Annotated in this window: 16 protein-coding genes; 14 read left to right on the plus strand and 2 right to left on the minus strand. The window is 63.9% G+C overall.

Translation table 11 applies throughout. From position 1 onward, the window contains the following. The first annotated feature begins 290 nt into the window (after window positions 1–290). From ACSBQQ_RS03910 to ACSBQQ_RS03975, 14 genes are all read left to right on the plus strand, one after another. Window positions 291–4052: a nitrate reductase subunit alpha gene (locus ACSBQQ_RS03910; RefSeq protein ID WP_060427931.1), complete on the plus strand. Its 3762-nt coding sequence runs from the start codon at window positions 291–293 to the stop codon at window positions 4050–4052. Then, entirely contained in the window at window positions 4049–5593 is a 1545-nt protein-coding gene (narH, locus tag ACSBQQ_RS03915) for a nitrate reductase subunit beta (RefSeq protein ID WP_033634924.1), read from the plus strand. The genes ACSBQQ_RS03910 and narH overlap by 4 nt, the downstream gene beginning before the upstream one ends. Next, window positions 5590–6312 carry a nitrate reductase molybdenum cofactor assembly chaperone gene (gene narJ / locus ACSBQQ_RS03920; protein ID WP_033647718.1) on the plus strand — a complete coding sequence of 241 codons (723 nt, stop codon included), beginning with the start codon at window positions 5590–5592 and terminating at the stop codon, window positions 6310–6312. The genes narH and narJ overlap by 4 nt, the downstream gene beginning before the upstream one ends. Window positions 6313–6314: 2 nt before the next feature. Further along, window positions 6315–6992 (plus strand): respiratory nitrate reductase subunit gamma, encoded by a 678-nt coding sequence (gene narI / locus ACSBQQ_RS03925; protein ID WP_025303199.1) that lies wholly within the window; start codon window positions 6315–6317, stop codon window positions 6990–6992. Between the two features lie 276 nt (window positions 6993–7268). After that, window positions 7269–8276, plus strand: a complete 1008-nt coding sequence (locus ACSBQQ_RS03930; protein ID WP_043147594.1) for a 3-oxoacyl-[acyl-carrier-protein] synthase III C-terminal domain-containing protein — start codon at window positions 7269–7271, stop codon at window positions 8274–8276. Then, a complete protein-coding gene (locus ACSBQQ_RS03935; protein WP_060427934.1) occupies window positions 8273–9289 on the plus strand; it encodes an NAD-dependent epimerase/dehydratase family protein in 1017 nt (338 codons plus the stop codon). The genes ACSBQQ_RS03930 and ACSBQQ_RS03935 overlap by 4 nt, the downstream gene beginning before the upstream one ends. Continuing rightward, window positions 9282–10088: an MBL fold metallo-hydrolase gene (locus ACSBQQ_RS03940; protein ID WP_033653677.1), complete on the plus strand. Its 807-nt coding sequence runs from the start codon at window positions 9282–9284 to the stop codon at window positions 10086–10088. The genes ACSBQQ_RS03935 and ACSBQQ_RS03940 overlap by 8 nt, the downstream gene beginning before the upstream one ends. Then, window positions 10085–11371 carry a F390 synthetase-related protein gene (locus tag ACSBQQ_RS03945; RefSeq protein ID WP_060427936.1) on the plus strand — a complete coding sequence of 429 codons (1287 nt, stop codon included), beginning with the start codon at window positions 10085–10087 and terminating at the stop codon, window positions 11369–11371. Before ACSBQQ_RS03940 ends, ACSBQQ_RS03945 begins: the two co-directional genes overlap by 4 nt. Next, on the plus strand, window positions 11368–11985 hold the full coding sequence (locus ACSBQQ_RS03950) for a phosphatase PAP2 family protein (RefSeq protein WP_060427938.1): 618 nt from the start codon (window positions 11368–11370) through the stop codon (window positions 11983–11985). The genes ACSBQQ_RS03945 and ACSBQQ_RS03950 overlap by 4 nt, the downstream gene beginning before the upstream one ends. After that, window positions 11982–13115, plus strand: coding sequence for a sterol desaturase family protein (locus tag ACSBQQ_RS03955; RefSeq protein WP_060427940.1), 1134 nt, complete (start codon window positions 11982–11984; stop codon window positions 13113–13115). Before ACSBQQ_RS03950 ends, ACSBQQ_RS03955 begins: the two co-directional genes overlap by 4 nt. Next, a complete protein-coding gene (locus ACSBQQ_RS03960) occupies window positions 13108–14190 on the plus strand; it encodes a fatty acid desaturase family protein (protein ID WP_043147592.1) in 1083 nt (360 codons plus the stop codon). Before ACSBQQ_RS03955 ends, ACSBQQ_RS03960 begins: the two co-directional genes overlap by 8 nt. Further along, window positions 14187–15272 carry an acyl-CoA desaturase gene (locus tag ACSBQQ_RS03965; protein WP_060427941.1) on the plus strand — a complete coding sequence of 362 codons (1086 nt, stop codon included), beginning with the start codon at window positions 14187–14189 and terminating at the stop codon, window positions 15270–15272. The genes ACSBQQ_RS03960 and ACSBQQ_RS03965 overlap by 4 nt, the downstream gene beginning before the upstream one ends. Window positions 15273–15378: 106 nt before the next feature. Continuing rightward, window positions 15379–15603, plus strand: coding sequence for a hypothetical protein (locus ACSBQQ_RS03970; RefSeq protein ID WP_025303190.1), 225 nt, complete (start codon window positions 15379–15381; stop codon window positions 15601–15603). Further along, entirely contained in the window at window positions 15600–15866 is a 267-nt protein-coding gene (locus ACSBQQ_RS03975; protein WP_060427944.1) for a hypothetical protein, read from the plus strand. The genes ACSBQQ_RS03970 and ACSBQQ_RS03975 overlap by 4 nt, the downstream gene beginning before the upstream one ends. Window positions 15867–15875: 9 nt before the next feature. On the opposite strand, the gene ACSBQQ_RS03980 is transcribed toward ACSBQQ_RS03975, so the two are convergent. Continuing rightward, window positions 15876–16028, minus strand: a complete 153-nt coding sequence (locus ACSBQQ_RS03980; protein ID WP_071605360.1) for a DUF2474 domain-containing protein — start codon at window positions 16026–16028, stop codon at window positions 15876–15878. Window positions 16029–16042: 14 nt separating this feature from the next. After that, window positions 16043–17050, minus strand: a complete 1008-nt coding sequence (gene cydB, locus ACSBQQ_RS03985; RefSeq protein WP_033634913.1) for a cytochrome d ubiquinol oxidase subunit II — start codon at window positions 17048–17050, stop codon at window positions 16043–16045.

The following is a 17050-nucleotide window of genomic DNA, read 5'->3' on the forward strand; positions in this document are numbered from 1 at the left end:
GCGTCGAGTTAGCGTTACGCGGGAGGTTTCTCCCGCGTCCTACCCCCAAATACCCCATCTTGCCTCTCGCCCGTCAGTCTCTGTCTTCCACTCCTGATTTATTCATTTAAATTCAACATATTAATCTCGTTTATCGCACCTATACTTTGGTGGTATTTCTCACTCGGCGCGTGTATCGCCTCCCGCTTTCTCTTGATCGCAATCAATTTGCCGCCGGTTGGCCGTCAGTAGGCTGGCGGCAGATTGAGCATGTCTTCTTATAACGACAAGAGCCTTCAGGAGCATTCCGGATGAGCAAATTTTTAGACCGTTTCCGCTATTTCAAGCAGTTGGCGGAGCCTTTTTCTGGCGATCACGGCCAGACCTTGAACACCAACCGCGACTGGGAAGACGGCTACCGCAGCCGTTGGCAGCACGACAAAGTGGTGCGTTCCACCCACGGCGTGAACTGCACCGGTTCCTGCAGTTGGAAGATCTACGTGAAGAATGGCCTGGTGACCTGGGAAACCCAGCAAACCGACTACCCGCGCACCCGTCCCGATCTGCCCAACCATGAACCGCGCGGCTGCCCGCGCGGCGCCAGCTACTCCTGGTACCTGTACAGCGCCAACCGGCTGAAATACCCGCTGATGCGCAAGCGTCTGCTCAAGCTGTGGCGCGAGGCGAAAGCGCAGCACAGCGATCCGGTCGCGGCCTGGGGCTCTATCGTCGGCGATGCGGAAAAAGCCAAAAGCTACAAGGTGGCGCGCGGCCGCGGCGGTTTCGTCCGCTCCAGCTGGCAGGAGGTCAATGAACTGATCGCCGCCGCCAACGTCTATACCGCCAAAACCTTCGGCCCGGACCGTATCATCGGCTTCTCGCCGATCCCGGCGATGTCGATGGTGTCCTACGCCGCCGGCGCCCGCTACCTGTCGCTGATCGGCGGCGCCTGCCTGAGCTTCTACGACTGGTATTGCGATCTGCCGCCGGCCTCGCCGATGACCTGGGGCGAGCAGACCGACGTGCCGGAATCCGCCGACTGGTACAACTCCTCCTACATTATCGCCTGGGGCTCCAACGTGCCGCAGACGCGCACCCCGGACGCCCACTTCTTTACCGAAGTGCGTTACAAGGGCACCAAAACCGTGGCGGTGACGCCGGACTATGCCGAAGTCGCCAAGCTGTGCGACCACTGGCTGAATCCGAAGCAGGGCACCGACAGCGCGATGGCGCTGGCGATGGGCCACGTAATGCTGAAAGAGTTCCATCTCGATCGCGAAGTCGGCTACTTCCGCGACTACGTGCGCCGCTATACCGACATGCCGATGCTGGTGCTGCTGGAAGCGCGTGAAGGCGGCCATTACGCCGCCGGCCGCCTGCTGCGCGCCGCCGATTTGGTGGACGGACTGGGCCAGGAAAACAACCCCGAGTGGAAAACCGTCGCTATCGACAGCCGCAGCGGCGATCTGGTGGCGCCGCAGGGCTCCATCGGCTTCCGCTGGGGCGAGAAGGGCAAGTGGAACCTGGAACAGCGCGAGGGCAAGTCGCAACAGGAAGTCGAGCTGCAGCTCAGCCTGTTGGGCATGCATGACGACGTTGCCGAGGTGGGCTTCCCGTACTTCGGCGGCGCCGACAGCGAGCATTTCAACAGCGTGGCGCTGGACGAGATCCTGCTGCACAAACTGCCGGTGAAACGCCTGCAGCTGGCGGACGGCAGCGAAGCGCTGGTGACCAGCGTGTACGACCTGACGCTTGCCAACTACGGCCTCGAGCGCGGGCTGGGCGACGCCAACTGCGCCGCCGACTATGACGAGGTCAAGGCCTACAGCCCGGCCTGGGCCGAACAGATCACCGGCGTGTCGCGCCACAACATCATCCGCATTGCCCGCGAGTTCGCGGAAAACGCCGAGAAGACCCACGGCCGTTCGATGATCATCGTCGGCGCCGGCGTCAACCACTGGTACCACATGGACATGACCTACCGCGGCCTGATCAATATGCTGATCTTCTGCGGTTGCGTCGGCCAGAGCGGCGGCGGCTGGGCGCACTACGTCGGCCAGGAAAAACTGCGGCCGCAAACCGGCTGGCTGCCGCTGGCGTTCGGCCTCGACTGGCAGCGCCCGCCGCGCCACATGAACAGCACCTCGTTCTTCTACAACCATTCCAGCCAATGGCGCTATGAAACCGTCGGCACCGACGAGCTGCTGTCGCCGCTGGCGGACAAATCGCGCTTCGGCGGCAGCCTGATCGACTTCAACGTGCGCGCCGAGCGCATGGGCTGGCTGCCGTCGGCGCCGCAGCTGGGCACCAACCCGCTGCGCCTGGCGGAGCAGGCCCGCGCGGCCGGTCAGTCGCCGGTCGAGTTCACCGTCGACAGCCTGAAAAACGGCTCGCTGGGCTTCGCCGCCGAGCAGCCGGACAATCCGCAGAACTTCCCGCGCAACCTGTTCGTCTGGCGCTCCAACCTGTTGGGCTCCTCCGGCAAGGGCCATGAGTACATGCTCAAATACCTATTGGGCACCGAAAACGGCATTCAGGGGAAAGATCTCGGCCAGCAGGGCGGCGTGATGCCGCAGGAAGTGGAATGGCGCGAGCAGGGCGGCGAAGGCAAGCTGGATCTGGTGGTGACGCTCGATTTCCGCATGTCGAGCACCTGCCTGTACTCCGACGTGGTGCTGCCGACCGCCACCTGGTATGAAAAAGACGACATGAACACCTCCGACATGCACCCGTTCATTCATCCGCTGTCGGCGGCGGTCGATCCGGCCTGGGATTCGAAGAGCGACTGGGAGATCTACAAGGGCATCGCCAAGGCCTTCTCCGAGGTGTGCATTGGCCATCTGGGCCAGGAAACCGACGTGGTGACCCTGCCTATCCAGCACGACTCCGCCGCCGAACTGGCGCAGCCTTACGGCGTGCAGGACTGGAAGAAAGGCGAATGCGATCTGATCCCCGGCAAAACCGCGCCGCACATCATCGCGGTGGAGCGCGATTACCCGGCCACCTACGAGCGCTTCACCTCGCTGGGGCCGCTGCTGGACAAATTGGGCAACGGCGGCAAGGGCATCAGCTGGAACACCCAAACCGAGGTCGACTTCCTCAAGCAGCTTAACTACATCAAGGCCGACGGCCCGGCGGCGGGGCGGCCGAAGATCGAGAGCGCGATAGACGCGGCGGAAGTGATCCTGTCGCTGGCGCCGGAAACCAACGGCCAGGTGGCGGTAAAAGCCTGGGAGGCCCTGAGCAACGTCACCGGCCGCGATCACCGCCATCTGGCGCTGAACAAGGAAGACGAGAAAATTCGCTTCCGCGACATTCAGGCGCAGCCGCGCAAAATCATCTCAAGCCCGACCTGGTCCGGTCTGGAAGACGAACACGTTTCCTACAACGCCTGCTACACCAACGTGCACGAACTGATCCCGTGGCGCACCCTCAGCGGCCGTCAACAGCTGTATCAGGATCACGAGTGGATGCGCGCCTTCGGTGAAAGCCTGCTGGTATATCGGCCGCCGATCGACACCCGCGCCGCGCAGCCGTTGCTCAACAGCAAACCGAACGGCAACAAGGAGAAGGCGCTGAACTTCCTGACGCCGCACCAGAAGTGGGGCATTCACTCCACCTACAGCGACAACCTGTTGATGCTGACGCTGTCGCGCGGCGGCCCGATCGTCTGGTTGAGCGAAGACGACGCCAAAGATCTGGGCATCGCGGACAACGACTGGATCGAGGCCTTCAACGCCAACGGCGCGCTGACGGCGCGCGCGGTGGTCAGCCAGCGTATCCCGGCCGGCATGACCATGATGTACCACGCGCAGGAGCGCATCGTGAACCTGCCGGGCTCGGAGATCACCAGCCAGCGCGGCGGCATCCACAACTCGGTGACCCGCGCCTGTCCGAAGCCGACCCACATGATCGGCGGCTATGCGCAGCTGGCCTACGGCTTCAACTACTACGGCACCGTCGGCTCCAACCGCGACGAGTTCGTGGTGGTGCGCAAGATGAACCGCATTGATTGGTTGGACGACGAAGGCAACGACTACGCGCAGGGCAGTCAGCAGGAGAACAGCAAATGAAAATTCGTTCGCAAGTCGGCATGGTGCTGAATCTGGACAAGTGCATCGGTTGCCACACCTGTTCGGTCACCTGCAAGAACGTCTGGACCAGCCGTGAAGGTATGGAATACGCCTGGTTCAATAACGTGGAAAGCAAGCCCGGCGTCGGGTATCCGCACGCCTGGGAAGATCAGGAAAAATGGAAGGGCGGCTGGATCCGTAAAATCAACGGCAAGCTGGAACCGCGCATGGGCAACCGCGTCGGCGTGCTGGCGAAAATCTTCGCCAACCCGGACGTGCCGGCGCTGGACGACTACTACGAGCCGTTCGATTACGACTACCAGCATCTGCACACCGCCAAACAGGGCAAGCACCAGCCGGTGGCCCGCCCGCGCTCGCTGATCACCGGCCAGCGCATGAACAAGATCGAAAGCGGCCCGAACTGGGAGGAGATCCTCGGCGGGGAATTCGAAAAACGCTCGCAGGACAAGAATTTCGACAACCTGCAGAAGGCGATGTACGGCCAGTTCGAAAACACCTTCATGATGTACCTGCCGCGCCTGTGCGAGCACTGCCTCAACCCGGCCTGCGTCGCCACCTGCCCGAGCGGGGCGATCTACAAGCGCGGCGAAGACGGCATCGTGCTGATCGACCAGGACAAGTGCCGCGGCTGGCGCATGTGCCTGACCGGCTGTCCGTACAAGAAAATCTACTTCAACTGGAAGAGCGGCAAGTCCGAGAAGTGCATCTTCTGCTACCCGCGCATCGAAGCCGGGCAGCCGACGGTGTGTTCGGAGACCTGCGTGGGCCGCATTCGCTACCTCGGCGTGCTGCTGTACGATGCCGACCGCATCGAGCAGGCGGCGGCGGTGGAGAACGACAAGGATCTGTATCAGAGCCAGCTCGACATCTTCCTCGATCCGCATGACCCGAAGGTGATTGCTCAGGCGCTGGCGGACGGCGTGCCGCAGGGCGTCATTGAAGCCGCCCAGCAGTCGCCGGTGTACAAAATGGCGATGGACTGGAAGCTGGCGCTGCCGCTGCACCCGGAATACCGCACGCTGCCGATGGTCTGGTACGTGCCGCCGTTGTCGCCGATTCAGTCCGCCGCCGACGCCGGCGAGCTGGCGCACAGCGGCGTGCTGCCGGACGTCGAGAGCCTGCGCATTCCGGTGCAGTATCTGGCGAACCTGCTGACCGCCGGCGATACCGAACCGGTGCTGCTGGCGCTGAAGCGCATGCTGGCGATGCGCCACTACAAGCGGGCGGAAACCGTCGACGGCGTGGTGGACACCAGCGCGCTGGAGCAGGTCGGGTTGAGCGAAGCGCAGGCGCAGGAGATGTATCGCTACCTGGCGATCGCCAACTATGAAGATCGCTTCGTGGTGCCGTCGAGCCACCGCGAGCTGGCGCGCGAAGCCTTCCCGGAAAGCAAAGGCTGCGGTTTCAGCTTCGGCGACGGCTGCCACGGCAGCGACGGCAAGTTCAATCTGTTCAACAGCCGCCGCATCGACGCCATCGACGTGACCGCGAAAACCGCGCGGCCGGAGGACGCCTCATGATCAGCCTGAAAGTGATCGCCCGCCTGCTGGATTACCCGGAGCAGGTCCTGTTTGACCATCAGCAAGCGCTGATTGAGGCGCTGGAGCCGGCCAGCGAGCTGGATCTGCACCACAGCGCGCAGCTGATTCTGTTTATCCGCCGCCTGTGCGCCCGCCCGCTGCTGGACGCGCAGGCCGACTATTGCGAGCTGTTCGATCGCGGCCGCGCCACCTCGCTGCTGCTGTTTGAGCACGTGCACGGCGAGTCGCGCGATCGCGGCCAGGCGATGGTCGATCTGATGGCGCAGTACCGTGCCGCCGGGCTGGAGATCGACAGCCGCGAGCTGCCGGATTTCCTGCCGCTGTATCTGGAGTATCTGGCCAGCCGCAGCGCGGCGCAGGCGCGGGAAGGGCTGCAGGACATCGCGCCGATCCTGGCGCTGCTGGGCGCGCGCCTGCAACAGCGAGAAAGCCCGTACGCGGTGCTGTTCGATCTGCTGCTATTGCTGTCCGGCAGCGAGGTGCAGGCCCAGACGCTGGAAACCCAGGTGGCGCAAGAGGCGCGCGACGATACGCCGCAGGCGCTGGATGCGGTGTGGGAAGAGGAGCAGGTCAAGTTTCTCGGCGAACAGGGCTGCGCCTCCGCCCAGCAGACGGCGCACCAGCGGCGCTTCGCCGGCGCGGTGGCGCCACAGTATCTGGATCTGACGGATGCGTTAACCGGAACCAAAGGACGCTAATCATGCAATTTTTGAATCAGTTCTTCTTCGATATTTACCCTTATCTGGCCGGCGCGGTATTCCTGATTGGCAGCTGGTTGCGTTACGACTACGGGCAGTACAGCTGGCGCGCCGGCTCCAGCCAGATGCTGGATAAAAAGGGCATGCGGCTGGCGTCCAACCTGTTTCACATCGGCATTATCGGCATCTTCGCGGGCCACTTCCTCGGCATGCTGACGCCGCACTGGATGTATGAGGCCTTCCTGCCGATCGACGTGAAGCAGAAGCTGGCGATGATCGCCGGCGGCGCCTGCGGCCTGATGACGCTGATCGGCGGCGCGCTGTTGCTGAAGCGCCGGTTGACCAACCCGCGGGTGCGCGCCACCAGCAGCTTCGCCGACATCATGATCCTGACGTTGCTGGTGGTGCAAGTGTGCCTCGGCCTGCTGACCATTCCGTTCTCCGCCCAGCATATGGACGGCAGCGAAATGATGAAGCTGGTGGCCTGGGCGCAGGCGGTGGTGACCTTCCACGCCGGCGCCTCTGCGCACCTGGAAGGCGTGGCGATTATCTTCAAACTGCACATGGTGCTGGGCATGACGCTGTTCGTGCTGTTCCCGTTCTGCCGCCTGGTGCATATCTGGAGTGCGCCGGTAGAGTATCTGACCCGCCGTTACCAGCTGGTGCGCAACCGCCGCTGAGCCTGACCCCGCCGCCGCCGCCGATCGCCAGCGGCGGCGCTATTCCGATAATTCCCCTGCCGTCTGCCCATTCTCGCCGCCTTGTCGTAAACTAACTATCTCAGTCATGTTACGCTTATGCTTGCGCCGACGGAGGTCGGCCCGTGGTAGCCGATAACAAGAGATAGCGCCTTGATGAAAGGCCTTTTGGGACATAAAAACCGGGGATGATCCGCATGGCCTTCGCGCCGCGCGGGAGAATCGCTTTATGGATAGTCAGGTTAATCAATAACAATAATGACCACACAATGTCGCTCACCCGAGCTGTTGCCTCTGAAAATCATCGCCACCGGGGCCGCGTTGCCGCCCAACCGCGTGGCCTCCTCTACGCTCGATGCCCGCCTGGGGAAACCGGCCGGCTACGTTGAAAAGCGCTCGGGCATCGTTTACCGCTATCACGCCGCCGACGACGCCAGCCAGGCCGAGCTCGCTGCCGCCGCACTGCAAGACGCGCTGGCCCGCAGCACTATTCCGGCCGCTTCGATTGACCTGCTGATCTCCGCTTCGGCGATAGCGGTACAGGCGCTGCCGTGCTCTGCCGCGCATATTCTCAAGATCGCCGGATTGGCGCCGGGTACGCCGGGCTTCGACATCAACAGCAGCTGCGTCAGCTTTATCTCTGCACTGCAGGTGGCGGCGGGGCTGTTGAACGCCGGGACGTATCGGCGTATCGCCATCGTCTCGGCGGATCTCGCTTCGCGCGGCATCGACTGGCAGCACGAAGAGTCGTCGCTGATTTTCGGCGACGGCGCCGCCTGCGCCATCGTGGAGCGCGGCGACGGCACCGGCGGTATCCTCGCCAGCCTGGTGGAAACCCATCCCGCCGGCAGCGAACTGTGCGAGATCCGCGCCGGTGGCACGCGCCGCAACCCGCGTGCCGGGATGTGCGAGCAAGACTTCCTGTTTCATATGCAGGGCAAGCCGCTGTTCCGTCAGGCATCGGCGCTGATTGAGGACTACCTCGACCGGCTGCTGAGCGCCAGCGGCTTGACCCTGGGGCAGATCGCCACCGTGGTGCCGCACCAGGCCAGCCATTTGTCGCTCGAACATATGCGCAAACGGCTGCACGTCTCCAGCGAGGCGCTGGTGGACATCTACCGCCATCATGGCAACCAGGTGGCGGCCTCTATCCCGACCGCGCTGCATGCCGCCGTGACCAGCGGGCGCTTCAACCCCGGCCAGCCGGTGATGCTGATCGGCACTGCCGCCGGGCTGGCGCTGGCCGGCATGGTGTTGCTGCCATGAGGGTGCTGGTGACCGGGGCGACCAGCGGGCTGGGGCGCAACGCGGCGCAGTGGTTGCTGGAGGCCGGGCATCAGGTGCGCGCCACCGGCCGCGATGAGCGGGCCGGCGAAGCGTTGCGTCAACTGGGCGCCGAATTTTACTCGCGCGATCTGGCGCAGGCCACGCCGCAGCAGTGCCGGGAGCTGGTGACCGACTGCGAGTGGGTGTGGCACTGTGCGGCCAAGTCTTCCCCCTGGGGCAGCAAAGCGGAATTTCACCGCATCAACGCCGCGGCGACGGAGAAACTGGCGGAGGCGGCCGGGCGCTGCGGCGTGCGGCGCTTCGTGCATATCTCCACGCCGGCAATCTACTTCGATTTTCAGCCGCATTACGATCTTGATGAGGGTTATCGCGCCCGGCGCTTCGCCAATCACTATGCCGCCAGCAAGCACGCCGCCGAGCAGCGGCTGTTGGCGCAGGCGAAAATCTACCCGCAAACCACCTATATTATGCTGCGGCCGCGCGGCCTGTTTGGCCCGCACGATCGGGTGATCGTGCCGCGGCTGTTGCAGCAGCTCGAACGCGATCGCGGCGTGCTGCGGCTGCCCGGCGGCGGGCAAGCGCTGCTGGATCTGACCTTTGCTCCCAACGTGGTGCACGCCATGGAGCTGGCCAGCCGGCAGCGCGGATTGCCGTCCGGCGCCGTGTATAACATCACCAACCATCAACCACAGCGGCTGGCGGAGATGCTGGATGCACTGCTGCGCCGGGAGCTGGGGCTGCGTTACCAGCTGCAGGCCGTGCCGTATCCGCTGCTGCAGGCGCTGGCCGGCGGCATGGAGCTGTGGGCAAGCCTGAGCGGCAAGGAACCGCTGCTGACGCGCTACAGCGTGGCGGCGGTGCATTTTGACATGACCCTGAGCCAGACCCGCGCGATCGAAGAGCTGGGCTATCGGCCGCGTTACTCGATGGAAGAGGGGATCCGCCTGACCGGCGAGTGGCTGCGGCAGCAAGGAGGCATACAGCATGGCTAAGGTCACCGTTTTTGAAGTGGGCTATTGCACGCATATCGGCTGTATGGCGCTGCGCGGCGCCGGGTTCCGGGTATGTAAATTTCCGGCACGCGCCTATCTGCTGGAGGTGGGAGAGCGCCGCTGGCTGTGGGATACCGGCTATGCGCATTATTTTCAGCAGCACACGCAGTCGGGGGTGTTCAGCCTTTACCGCCGCATGACGCCGGTCTACTTCGACCCCGCCGAGTCGTTGGCGCATCAGCTGCGCGAAGCCGGTTACGCCGAAGGCGACATCCAGGCGCTGATCGTCTCGCACTTTCACGCGGATCACATCGCCGGGCTGCAGGATTTCAGCCGCCTCGATTTTATTTGCTGCGGCGAAGGCTGGCAGCAAACCCGTGGGCTGCGCGGTTTCGCGGCGCTGAAACGCGCCTTTATTCCCGGCCTGATCCCGGCGGATTTCGAGAGCCGCCTGCAGTTTATGGAAGCTTTTCCCTCGGTGGCGTTGCCCGCGCTGCTGGCGCCGTTCGATCGCGGTTACGCGCTGCCGGGCAGCGAAGGGCAGATCGTGCTGGTGCCGCTGCCGGGGCATGCGGCCGGCCATATCGGTGCCTTTATTCTCACCGACGCCGGCTGGACGCTGTTGGCCAGCGACGCCGCCTGGTCGCCGCAGAGCTACCAGACGCTGCGCGGGCCTTCGCGCCTGGCCAATCTGGTGATGGACGACGCGGTGGCGTACACCCGCACGCTGGAACGGCTTAACCAACTGTGGGCGGGCGGCCAGGTCAACATTTTGCTGTGCCACGAGGGGGACCTGTGATCCCTTTCATGACCCTGTGGCACTACTTCCGCGCCCGGCGCCTGCGCTTTGGCGATCGTGCGGCGCTGGAGGCGCATCAGGCTCGGCAGCTCGCGGGCTTTGCCCGCCGGGTGCTGAGCAAGAGCCCCTATTTTCAGCGCTTCAGCCGCCGGCCGTTCGCCGAATGGCCGCAGATGGACAAGGCGCTGATGATGGCGCAGTTCGACCGGATGAATACCGCCGGGCTGAGCCGGGAGGCGGTGCTAGCCTGCGCGCAGCGCAGCGAGGCGGATCGCGATTTCACGCCAAAGATCGGCCGCTACAGCGTCGGGTTGTCGTCCGGCACCTCCGGGCAGCGCGGCGTGTTTGTCGTCAGCCCGCGCGAACAGCAGGTGTGGGCCGGTGGCATGCTGGCGAAGATGCTGCCGGACGGGCTGTTGGCCGGCGAGCGCGTCGCCCTGTTTCTGCGGGCGGACAATAATCTCTATCACAGCGTAAACAACCGTTGGCTGAGCCTGGCGTTTTACGATTTGCTGGCGCCGTTCAGCGAGCATCTGCCCGCGCTGGAACGGCAGGCGCCCAGCATCATCGTGGCGCCGGCGCAGGTGCTGCGCGCCCTGGCGCTGGCGGTGCTGGCCGGGCAGGTGAAGCTGCCGGTCAAAAAAGCGATCTCGGTCGCCGAGGTATTGGAAGAACAGGATCGCCGCCTGCTGATGCAGGTGTTTCCGGCGGTCGGCGAAGTGTATCAGGCTACCGAGGGGTTTCTGGCCGCGACCTGCGCGCACGGCACCCTGCATCTGAACGAAGAGTTTTTGCATATTGAACCGCAGTGGATCGACGAACTGCGTTTCACGCCGCTGATCACTGATTTCACCCGCAGCACGCAGCCGATCGTGCGTTATCGGCTGGACGATGTGCTGGTGCTGCGCAAGGAACCCTGCCCGTGCGGGCAGCCGACGCGCGCGATCGCGCGTATCGAAGGGCGGCGCGACGATCAGCTGATGCTGCCCGATGCACAGCGGCAACCGCAGGCGGTATTCGCCGATGCCTGCAGCCGGACGATCGCCAATGCGCTGCCGCTGACCAGCGATTACCGCCTGATCCAGCGCGGCGAGCAGCGGCTGGAGCTGATCGCCGATTGCAGCCCGGCGGCGTTGGCGCACTGCCAGGCGCAGCTGATCGCGCTGTTCGCTCGCCAGGGCATCGCCACCGATCGGCTCGAATGGCGGTTGACGGCGCAGGCGGTGCTGCCGCAGTTCGATCGCAAGCGGCGGCGCATCGTGCGCCAGGCGGAGGAAGCATGAAAAATACGCTGTTCAGGCTAGGGCACATGTTACTCGGCTGGGGGACGGTCGGGGTGGTGTATAGCCTGACCGATCGCCTGCAGGGGGCGGGAACTTTGTTGCCGCCGTCGGCGCTTGATCGGGCGATCCCGTTCAGCCCGGCGGCCATTTGGCTTTACCTGTCGTTCTTCCTCATCGTCCCGGCGGGCTATTTGCTGGCGCCGCTGCAGCGAATCAAATGGCTGACGCTGGCGATGCAGCTGACGGCGCTGGGCGCCGGGGCTGTTTACCTGCTGTGGCCGACCACCATGGCCTATCCGCAGAACGATGGCGTTGGGATCAGCGCGCAGCTGCTGGCGGCGTTAACCCAGGTGGATTCGCTGCAAAACTGCCTGCCTTCGTTGCATATGGCGCTGACGGTGCTGGCGGTGTGGGCGTTGAGCGACGGCGAGCGCAAAGTGCGGACGGCGCTGTGGATGCTGTGGGGCGTGGCGATCGCGTTCTCCATTCTGCAGCTGCGCCGCCATTTGTTTGTCGATCTGGCCGGCGGCGCGCTGCTGGCGCTGTGCGCCGGGTGGTTGGCCCTGCGCATCAAGACCCTGCGCCGGCGCGTGGTTAAAGGAGAAATGGGATGAGCGAACTGGCGTTGCCGATAGTGTTCATGCTGTTCATCGTGGTGGCCGAGGCGGTGGCGCTGCAGTGGGGGCGCCGTGAGCCGGTCAACTGGCACGATCTGGTGTTTAACCTGAACTCCGGCCATATCATGCTGTGGCTGTTCCGCGGGCTGGAGATCACCTGCTACGGCTACGTGGCCGCGCATTTCAGTCTGGGGCTGCTGGACGCCTGGCCGCCGCTGCTGATGTGGCTGTTCGCCCTGCTGGCGTGGGACTTCGGTTTCTACTGGCTGCATCGCCTGCACCACCGCTTCCGCGTGCTGTGGGCGGTACACGTGGTGCACCACCAGGGGGAGCACTTCAACCTGTCGCTGGGGGTGCGCAACTCCTGGTATTCGTCGTTGACATCGATCCCGTTCTTTTTGCTGCTGGCGCTGGCGGGCGTGCCGCTGTCGGTGTTCGTCACGGTGTCGATTTTTCACTACAGCATTCAGCTGTTCAACCACAATGCGCTGACGCCGAAGCTGGGCGTGCTGGAAAAAATCCTGGTCACGCCGGCGCACCACCGGGTGCACCACGTCAAGGACATGGCGTATTCCAATAAGAACTTCGGCGGCAGCTTTATCTTCTGGGACAAGCTGTTCGGCACGTTCTGCCCGGCGTTGCCGACCACACCGTTCAGCTACGGCGTCAGCGGCGATCGGCCGTCCGCCAACCCGTTCTGGGCGAGCAATCTGCCGTTTCTGCGCTATTTGCGCCTGGCATGGCGCCCGGCGCCGGGCCGGCCGCGCGACCGCCGTTCGGCGCTCAGCGTCTTCAGCGGCGCCATGCTGCTGTTCTCGTTGGTGGTCGGTTACGTCTACCAATACGGTTACGGCTACGGCGACATCAGCTGGCCGCAAATGGCGCTGCTGGTGCTGCTGGCGTTGGGCTCGGTAGCGCTGGGTGGCATGACGGAAGGGCGGCCGTGGGCGAGCGCCGTCTGGCTGCTGATCGCGCTGGGTATGCCGCTGCTGTTTATCGGCTATCTTGGCTGGCCGCAGCGCTATTGGCATATCGCCATGGCCGCCGTGGCGCTGCATGCCCTGTGCGTGGCGCTGGGCTGGGGGCGAGTGGCCGCGCCGGCCGCCGTGGAGGAACCGCATGGCTGACTTATTGCCGCCGCTGCGTTTTCCCGCCGATGGCGAGCAGGCGTTTCACCGCGATCTCAAGCGCGCGGCGCACGCCTGCCTGGCGGGCGATCATCGCTATGCCGATGCCGCGCGATTGGCCAAGGCCGCACTGTTGCTGGCGCTGTGCGTCGGGTTTTATGCCCTGAGCCTGCTGCAGCATCAGCCCTGGGCGTTTTTCCTCTGCTATTTCCTGTTCGTGGCCATGGGCATGCTGCTCAACGTCAACGTCAACCACGATGCTTCGCATAACGCCTTCTTGCGCGCGCCCTGGGCCAATCGCCTGGTGGGGCGGCTGGTGACGCTGCCGCTGGGCGTCGATCCGGACTATTGGCGCACGCGGCACGTGGATTACCACCACGTTTACGCCAACGTCGAACACTACGATCTGGACACCGAAGAGAACGGCTTTTTCCGCCAGACGCCGTTCCAGCGCTGGCGGCCGCATATGCGCTATCAGCATCTGTACTGGCCGCTGATCGCCGCGCTCTCGCTGCCCTACATCGCGTGGATTTTCGATTGGTCCGATCGGCTCGATAAAACGCCGCTGCGGGAAAAACGCGTGCTGGCGGGGCGCGGCGGTTGGACGCTGTTCGTGCTGTGCAAATTGCTTCATGTGGCGTTGGTGCTGGTGGTGCCGCTGATCCTGTGCCACCTGCACGGCATCGGTTGGGGCTGGGTGCTGTTGGCTTACGCGCTCAGCCAGATGTTTGCCTCGCTGCTGGTGGTGTTCCTGCTGCTGGGCACCCACTGGGCGCAGGCCGAGTTTTACCCGGCGCCGGCGGGCGACAGCATGCCGCACGGTTGGTACCGGCACAATTTCGCCACCGCCTGCGACTGGCAGCCCGAGCCGCGCTGGCTGGAGCACCTGACCGGCGGGCTGAACTATCACCTGACCCACCACCTGTTTCCCGGCTGGAATCACCGCCACTATCCGGCGCTGGCCGCCGCGCTGGCGGAAGTGGCGCAGCGGCACGGCATGGCATATCGCTGCATCGGCTATCGCGAACTGCTGGCGCAGCAACAGCGCTTCTTGCGCCTTATGGGGCAGCCATGAAAGCGCTGCGTCCGTTAGCCTATCGGCGCGACGACGGCGGCCTGCATCGCGCGCTGATGCAGGCCGCCCAGCATTATCTGGCGGCCAACGGCGATCACCGCTTCGCCGACGGCGGCATGCTGGCAAAGGTGGCGCTGCTGCTGGCGCTGTGCGGCCTGTGTTACGGGCTGAGCCTGCAGCAGCAAAACGGCTGGGCGTTTTTCGCTTGCTACTTCGGTTTTATCTTTATCGGCATGTTCCTGACGGTGAACGTGGTGCACGATGCCTCGCATAACGCGTTTTTCCGTCGGCCCTGGGCCAACCGCTGGCTGAACGCCCTGGTGAGCGTCCCGTTGGGGCTGGATCCCGACTGTTGGCGCGTGCGGCACGTGCTGTTCCACCATGCCCATAACAATATCGAACATTACGACCCCGACATCGACGCCAACGGCGTGCTGCGGCAAACGCCGTTCCAGCGCTGGCGGCCCTTTATGCGCGCCCAGCGTTACTATTGGCCGCTGGTGGCGGCGCTGACGTTCCCGTACTACATCTGGCTGTTCGACTGGCTGGATCGGGCGGGACGCACCCGGGTGGCGGCGCGCATGGCACAGCAGGGCGTGCGCGGCTGGTGCGAGTTTCTGGCGGGCAAGGCGGCGCACCTGCTGCTGGCGCTGGCGATCCCGTGCTGGCTGCTGCCGCCGGCCATCGGCATCGGGCAAATTCTGCTGGTCTATTTGCTGAGCCAGATGCTTTCTTCATTGCTGTTCGTGATGTTGATCATCGGCACCCACTGGGCCAAGGCCAATTTTTACCAGGCGCCGGCGCAGGGCGCGATGCCGCACGGCTGGTATCACCATGTGTTCGCCACCACCTTCGACTGGCTGACCCGGCCGCGTTGGCTGGGATACTGGCTCGGCGGGGCGAACCTGCATTTGACGCATCATCTGTTCCCGCACTGCAGCCACCGCCATTACCCGGCGCTGAGCCGCATCATCGGCGAGGTAGCGCCGCGTTTCGGCATCGACTACCGCCTGCTGGAGTTGGAGGAGCTGTTGCGCCTGCAGCAGCGCTTCCTCAGCGCGATGGGGCGCAAACCGCATTAGCGTTGCATGCGGATTGTGCGAGGCGTTACGCAGTTCACTAATTGAACGATAGTTGCCCTTCCAGTAGACTTTCCTCCTGTGAATCAACGGCCACAGGAGGTGGACTATGCGCAGCTTGCCGATTCGGTTATCGAACAAAATTGATGATGATCTGAACGATATTGCCCGGCGTCATGGGATGGAAAAAACCGAGGTAATCAAAATGGCGTTTGCACTGATTACCCTTGCCGATAAGTACTGGATGAAACAGGATGGTACTTCTCTTGGCATTGTACGGGAGAAGGGTGAACAGCTTGAAGCGGTGGGCCGGGTCGTGGAGATCTTCCCATGAACATCGAAAGCCGTAATCTGCGCGATGAGGCCAGCCAGGTTTATCTGGAACAGGTGTTGGTCTTCGACGAAATGGAGTGGCTGCGCTTGGCGCGCCAGGTATTGTGCGGGATATTCGCGGTCAGCGTGGGCGTATTCGCCGCCCACGCGTACTGGGACAAAAATGAAGCGCTCGGACAAACGTTCGAACTGGTGAAGATCGGCGCCTTGCCGCTGGTCACGCTGGTGGTTTCCTTCTACTTTCCCACCAGCGCGGCCAGATAAGGCGCCGCGTCAATGCGACTTCATGCCCGCCGCGGTCATCAGCAGGCGGAACAGCGAGGCGACCACGAACAGCCCCAGCACGCTGGCGCTCCAGATGATCACCAGCCAGCCGATGCGTTTCCACCAGGGCGCCGGCGCGGCGGTTGCCGTTTTATCTTGCATAGCGTCCTCCCTTCTCAGTGATAGCCGTGTTCATGGCTGATCTTGCCGCGGAACACGTAGTAGCTCCAGAAGGTGTAGACCAGAATGATCGGGATGATGAACAGCGCGCCCACCAGCATAAAGCCGAGGCTCTGCGGCGGGGCGGCGGCGTCCCAAAGGCTGATGGCCGGCGGGATCAGGTGCGGCCAGATGCTGATGCCAAGCCCGCTCAGGCCGAGGAACACCAGCAGCAGCGTCAGCATGAACGGCGAGTAGTGCGCGCCGCGTTTCACCCCGCGTTGAATTCCCCAGGCGCTGAGCAGCACCAGCACCGGCACCGGCAGCAGCCAGAACAAATTCGGCAGCGTAAACCAGCGGGCGGCGATTTCCGGATGCGCGATCGGCGTCCAGATACTGACCGCGGCCAGCACCAGCAACAGGATCGCCAGCAGCGGCGTCGCCAGATGATACATGCGCGCCTGCAGGTCACCGGCGGTTTTCATCACCAGCCAGGTGCAGCCTAGCAGGGCGTAGGTCACCACCAGTCCCAGCCCGCAGAACAGCGCGAACGGCGTCAGCCAGTCCAGTGCGCCGCCGGCGTAGGTGCGGCCTTCGACCGGGAAGCCGTTGATCACGGCGCCCACCACCACCCCCTGGCTGAAGGTGGCGAAGATTGAGCCCCAGATGAACGCCTTGTCCCAGATATGGCGTTTCTCCGGCGTCGCCTTGAAGCGAAACTCGAAGGCCACGCCGCGGAAAATCAGCCCGATCAGCATCAGCGTCAGCGGGATCGCCAGCGCGTCGAGGATCACCGAGTAGGCCAGCGGGAAAGCGCCGAACAGCGCCGCACCGCCCAGCACCAGCCAGGTCTCATTGCCGTCCCACACCGGGGCGACGGTGTTCATCATCAGATCGCGGTCGCCGCTCTCTTTCACCCACGGAAACAGGATGCCGATGCCCAGGTCGAAACCGTCCATCACCACGTACATCATGGTGCTGAACACGATGATCACAAACCAAATCAGCGGAAGATCGATGCCCAT

Origin of the sequence: Serratia sp. G204Y (assembly GCF_051172435.1) — a bacterium.
Taxonomy (GTDB): domain Bacteria; phylum Pseudomonadota; class Gammaproteobacteria; order Enterobacterales; family Enterobacteriaceae; genus Serratia; species Serratia sarumanii.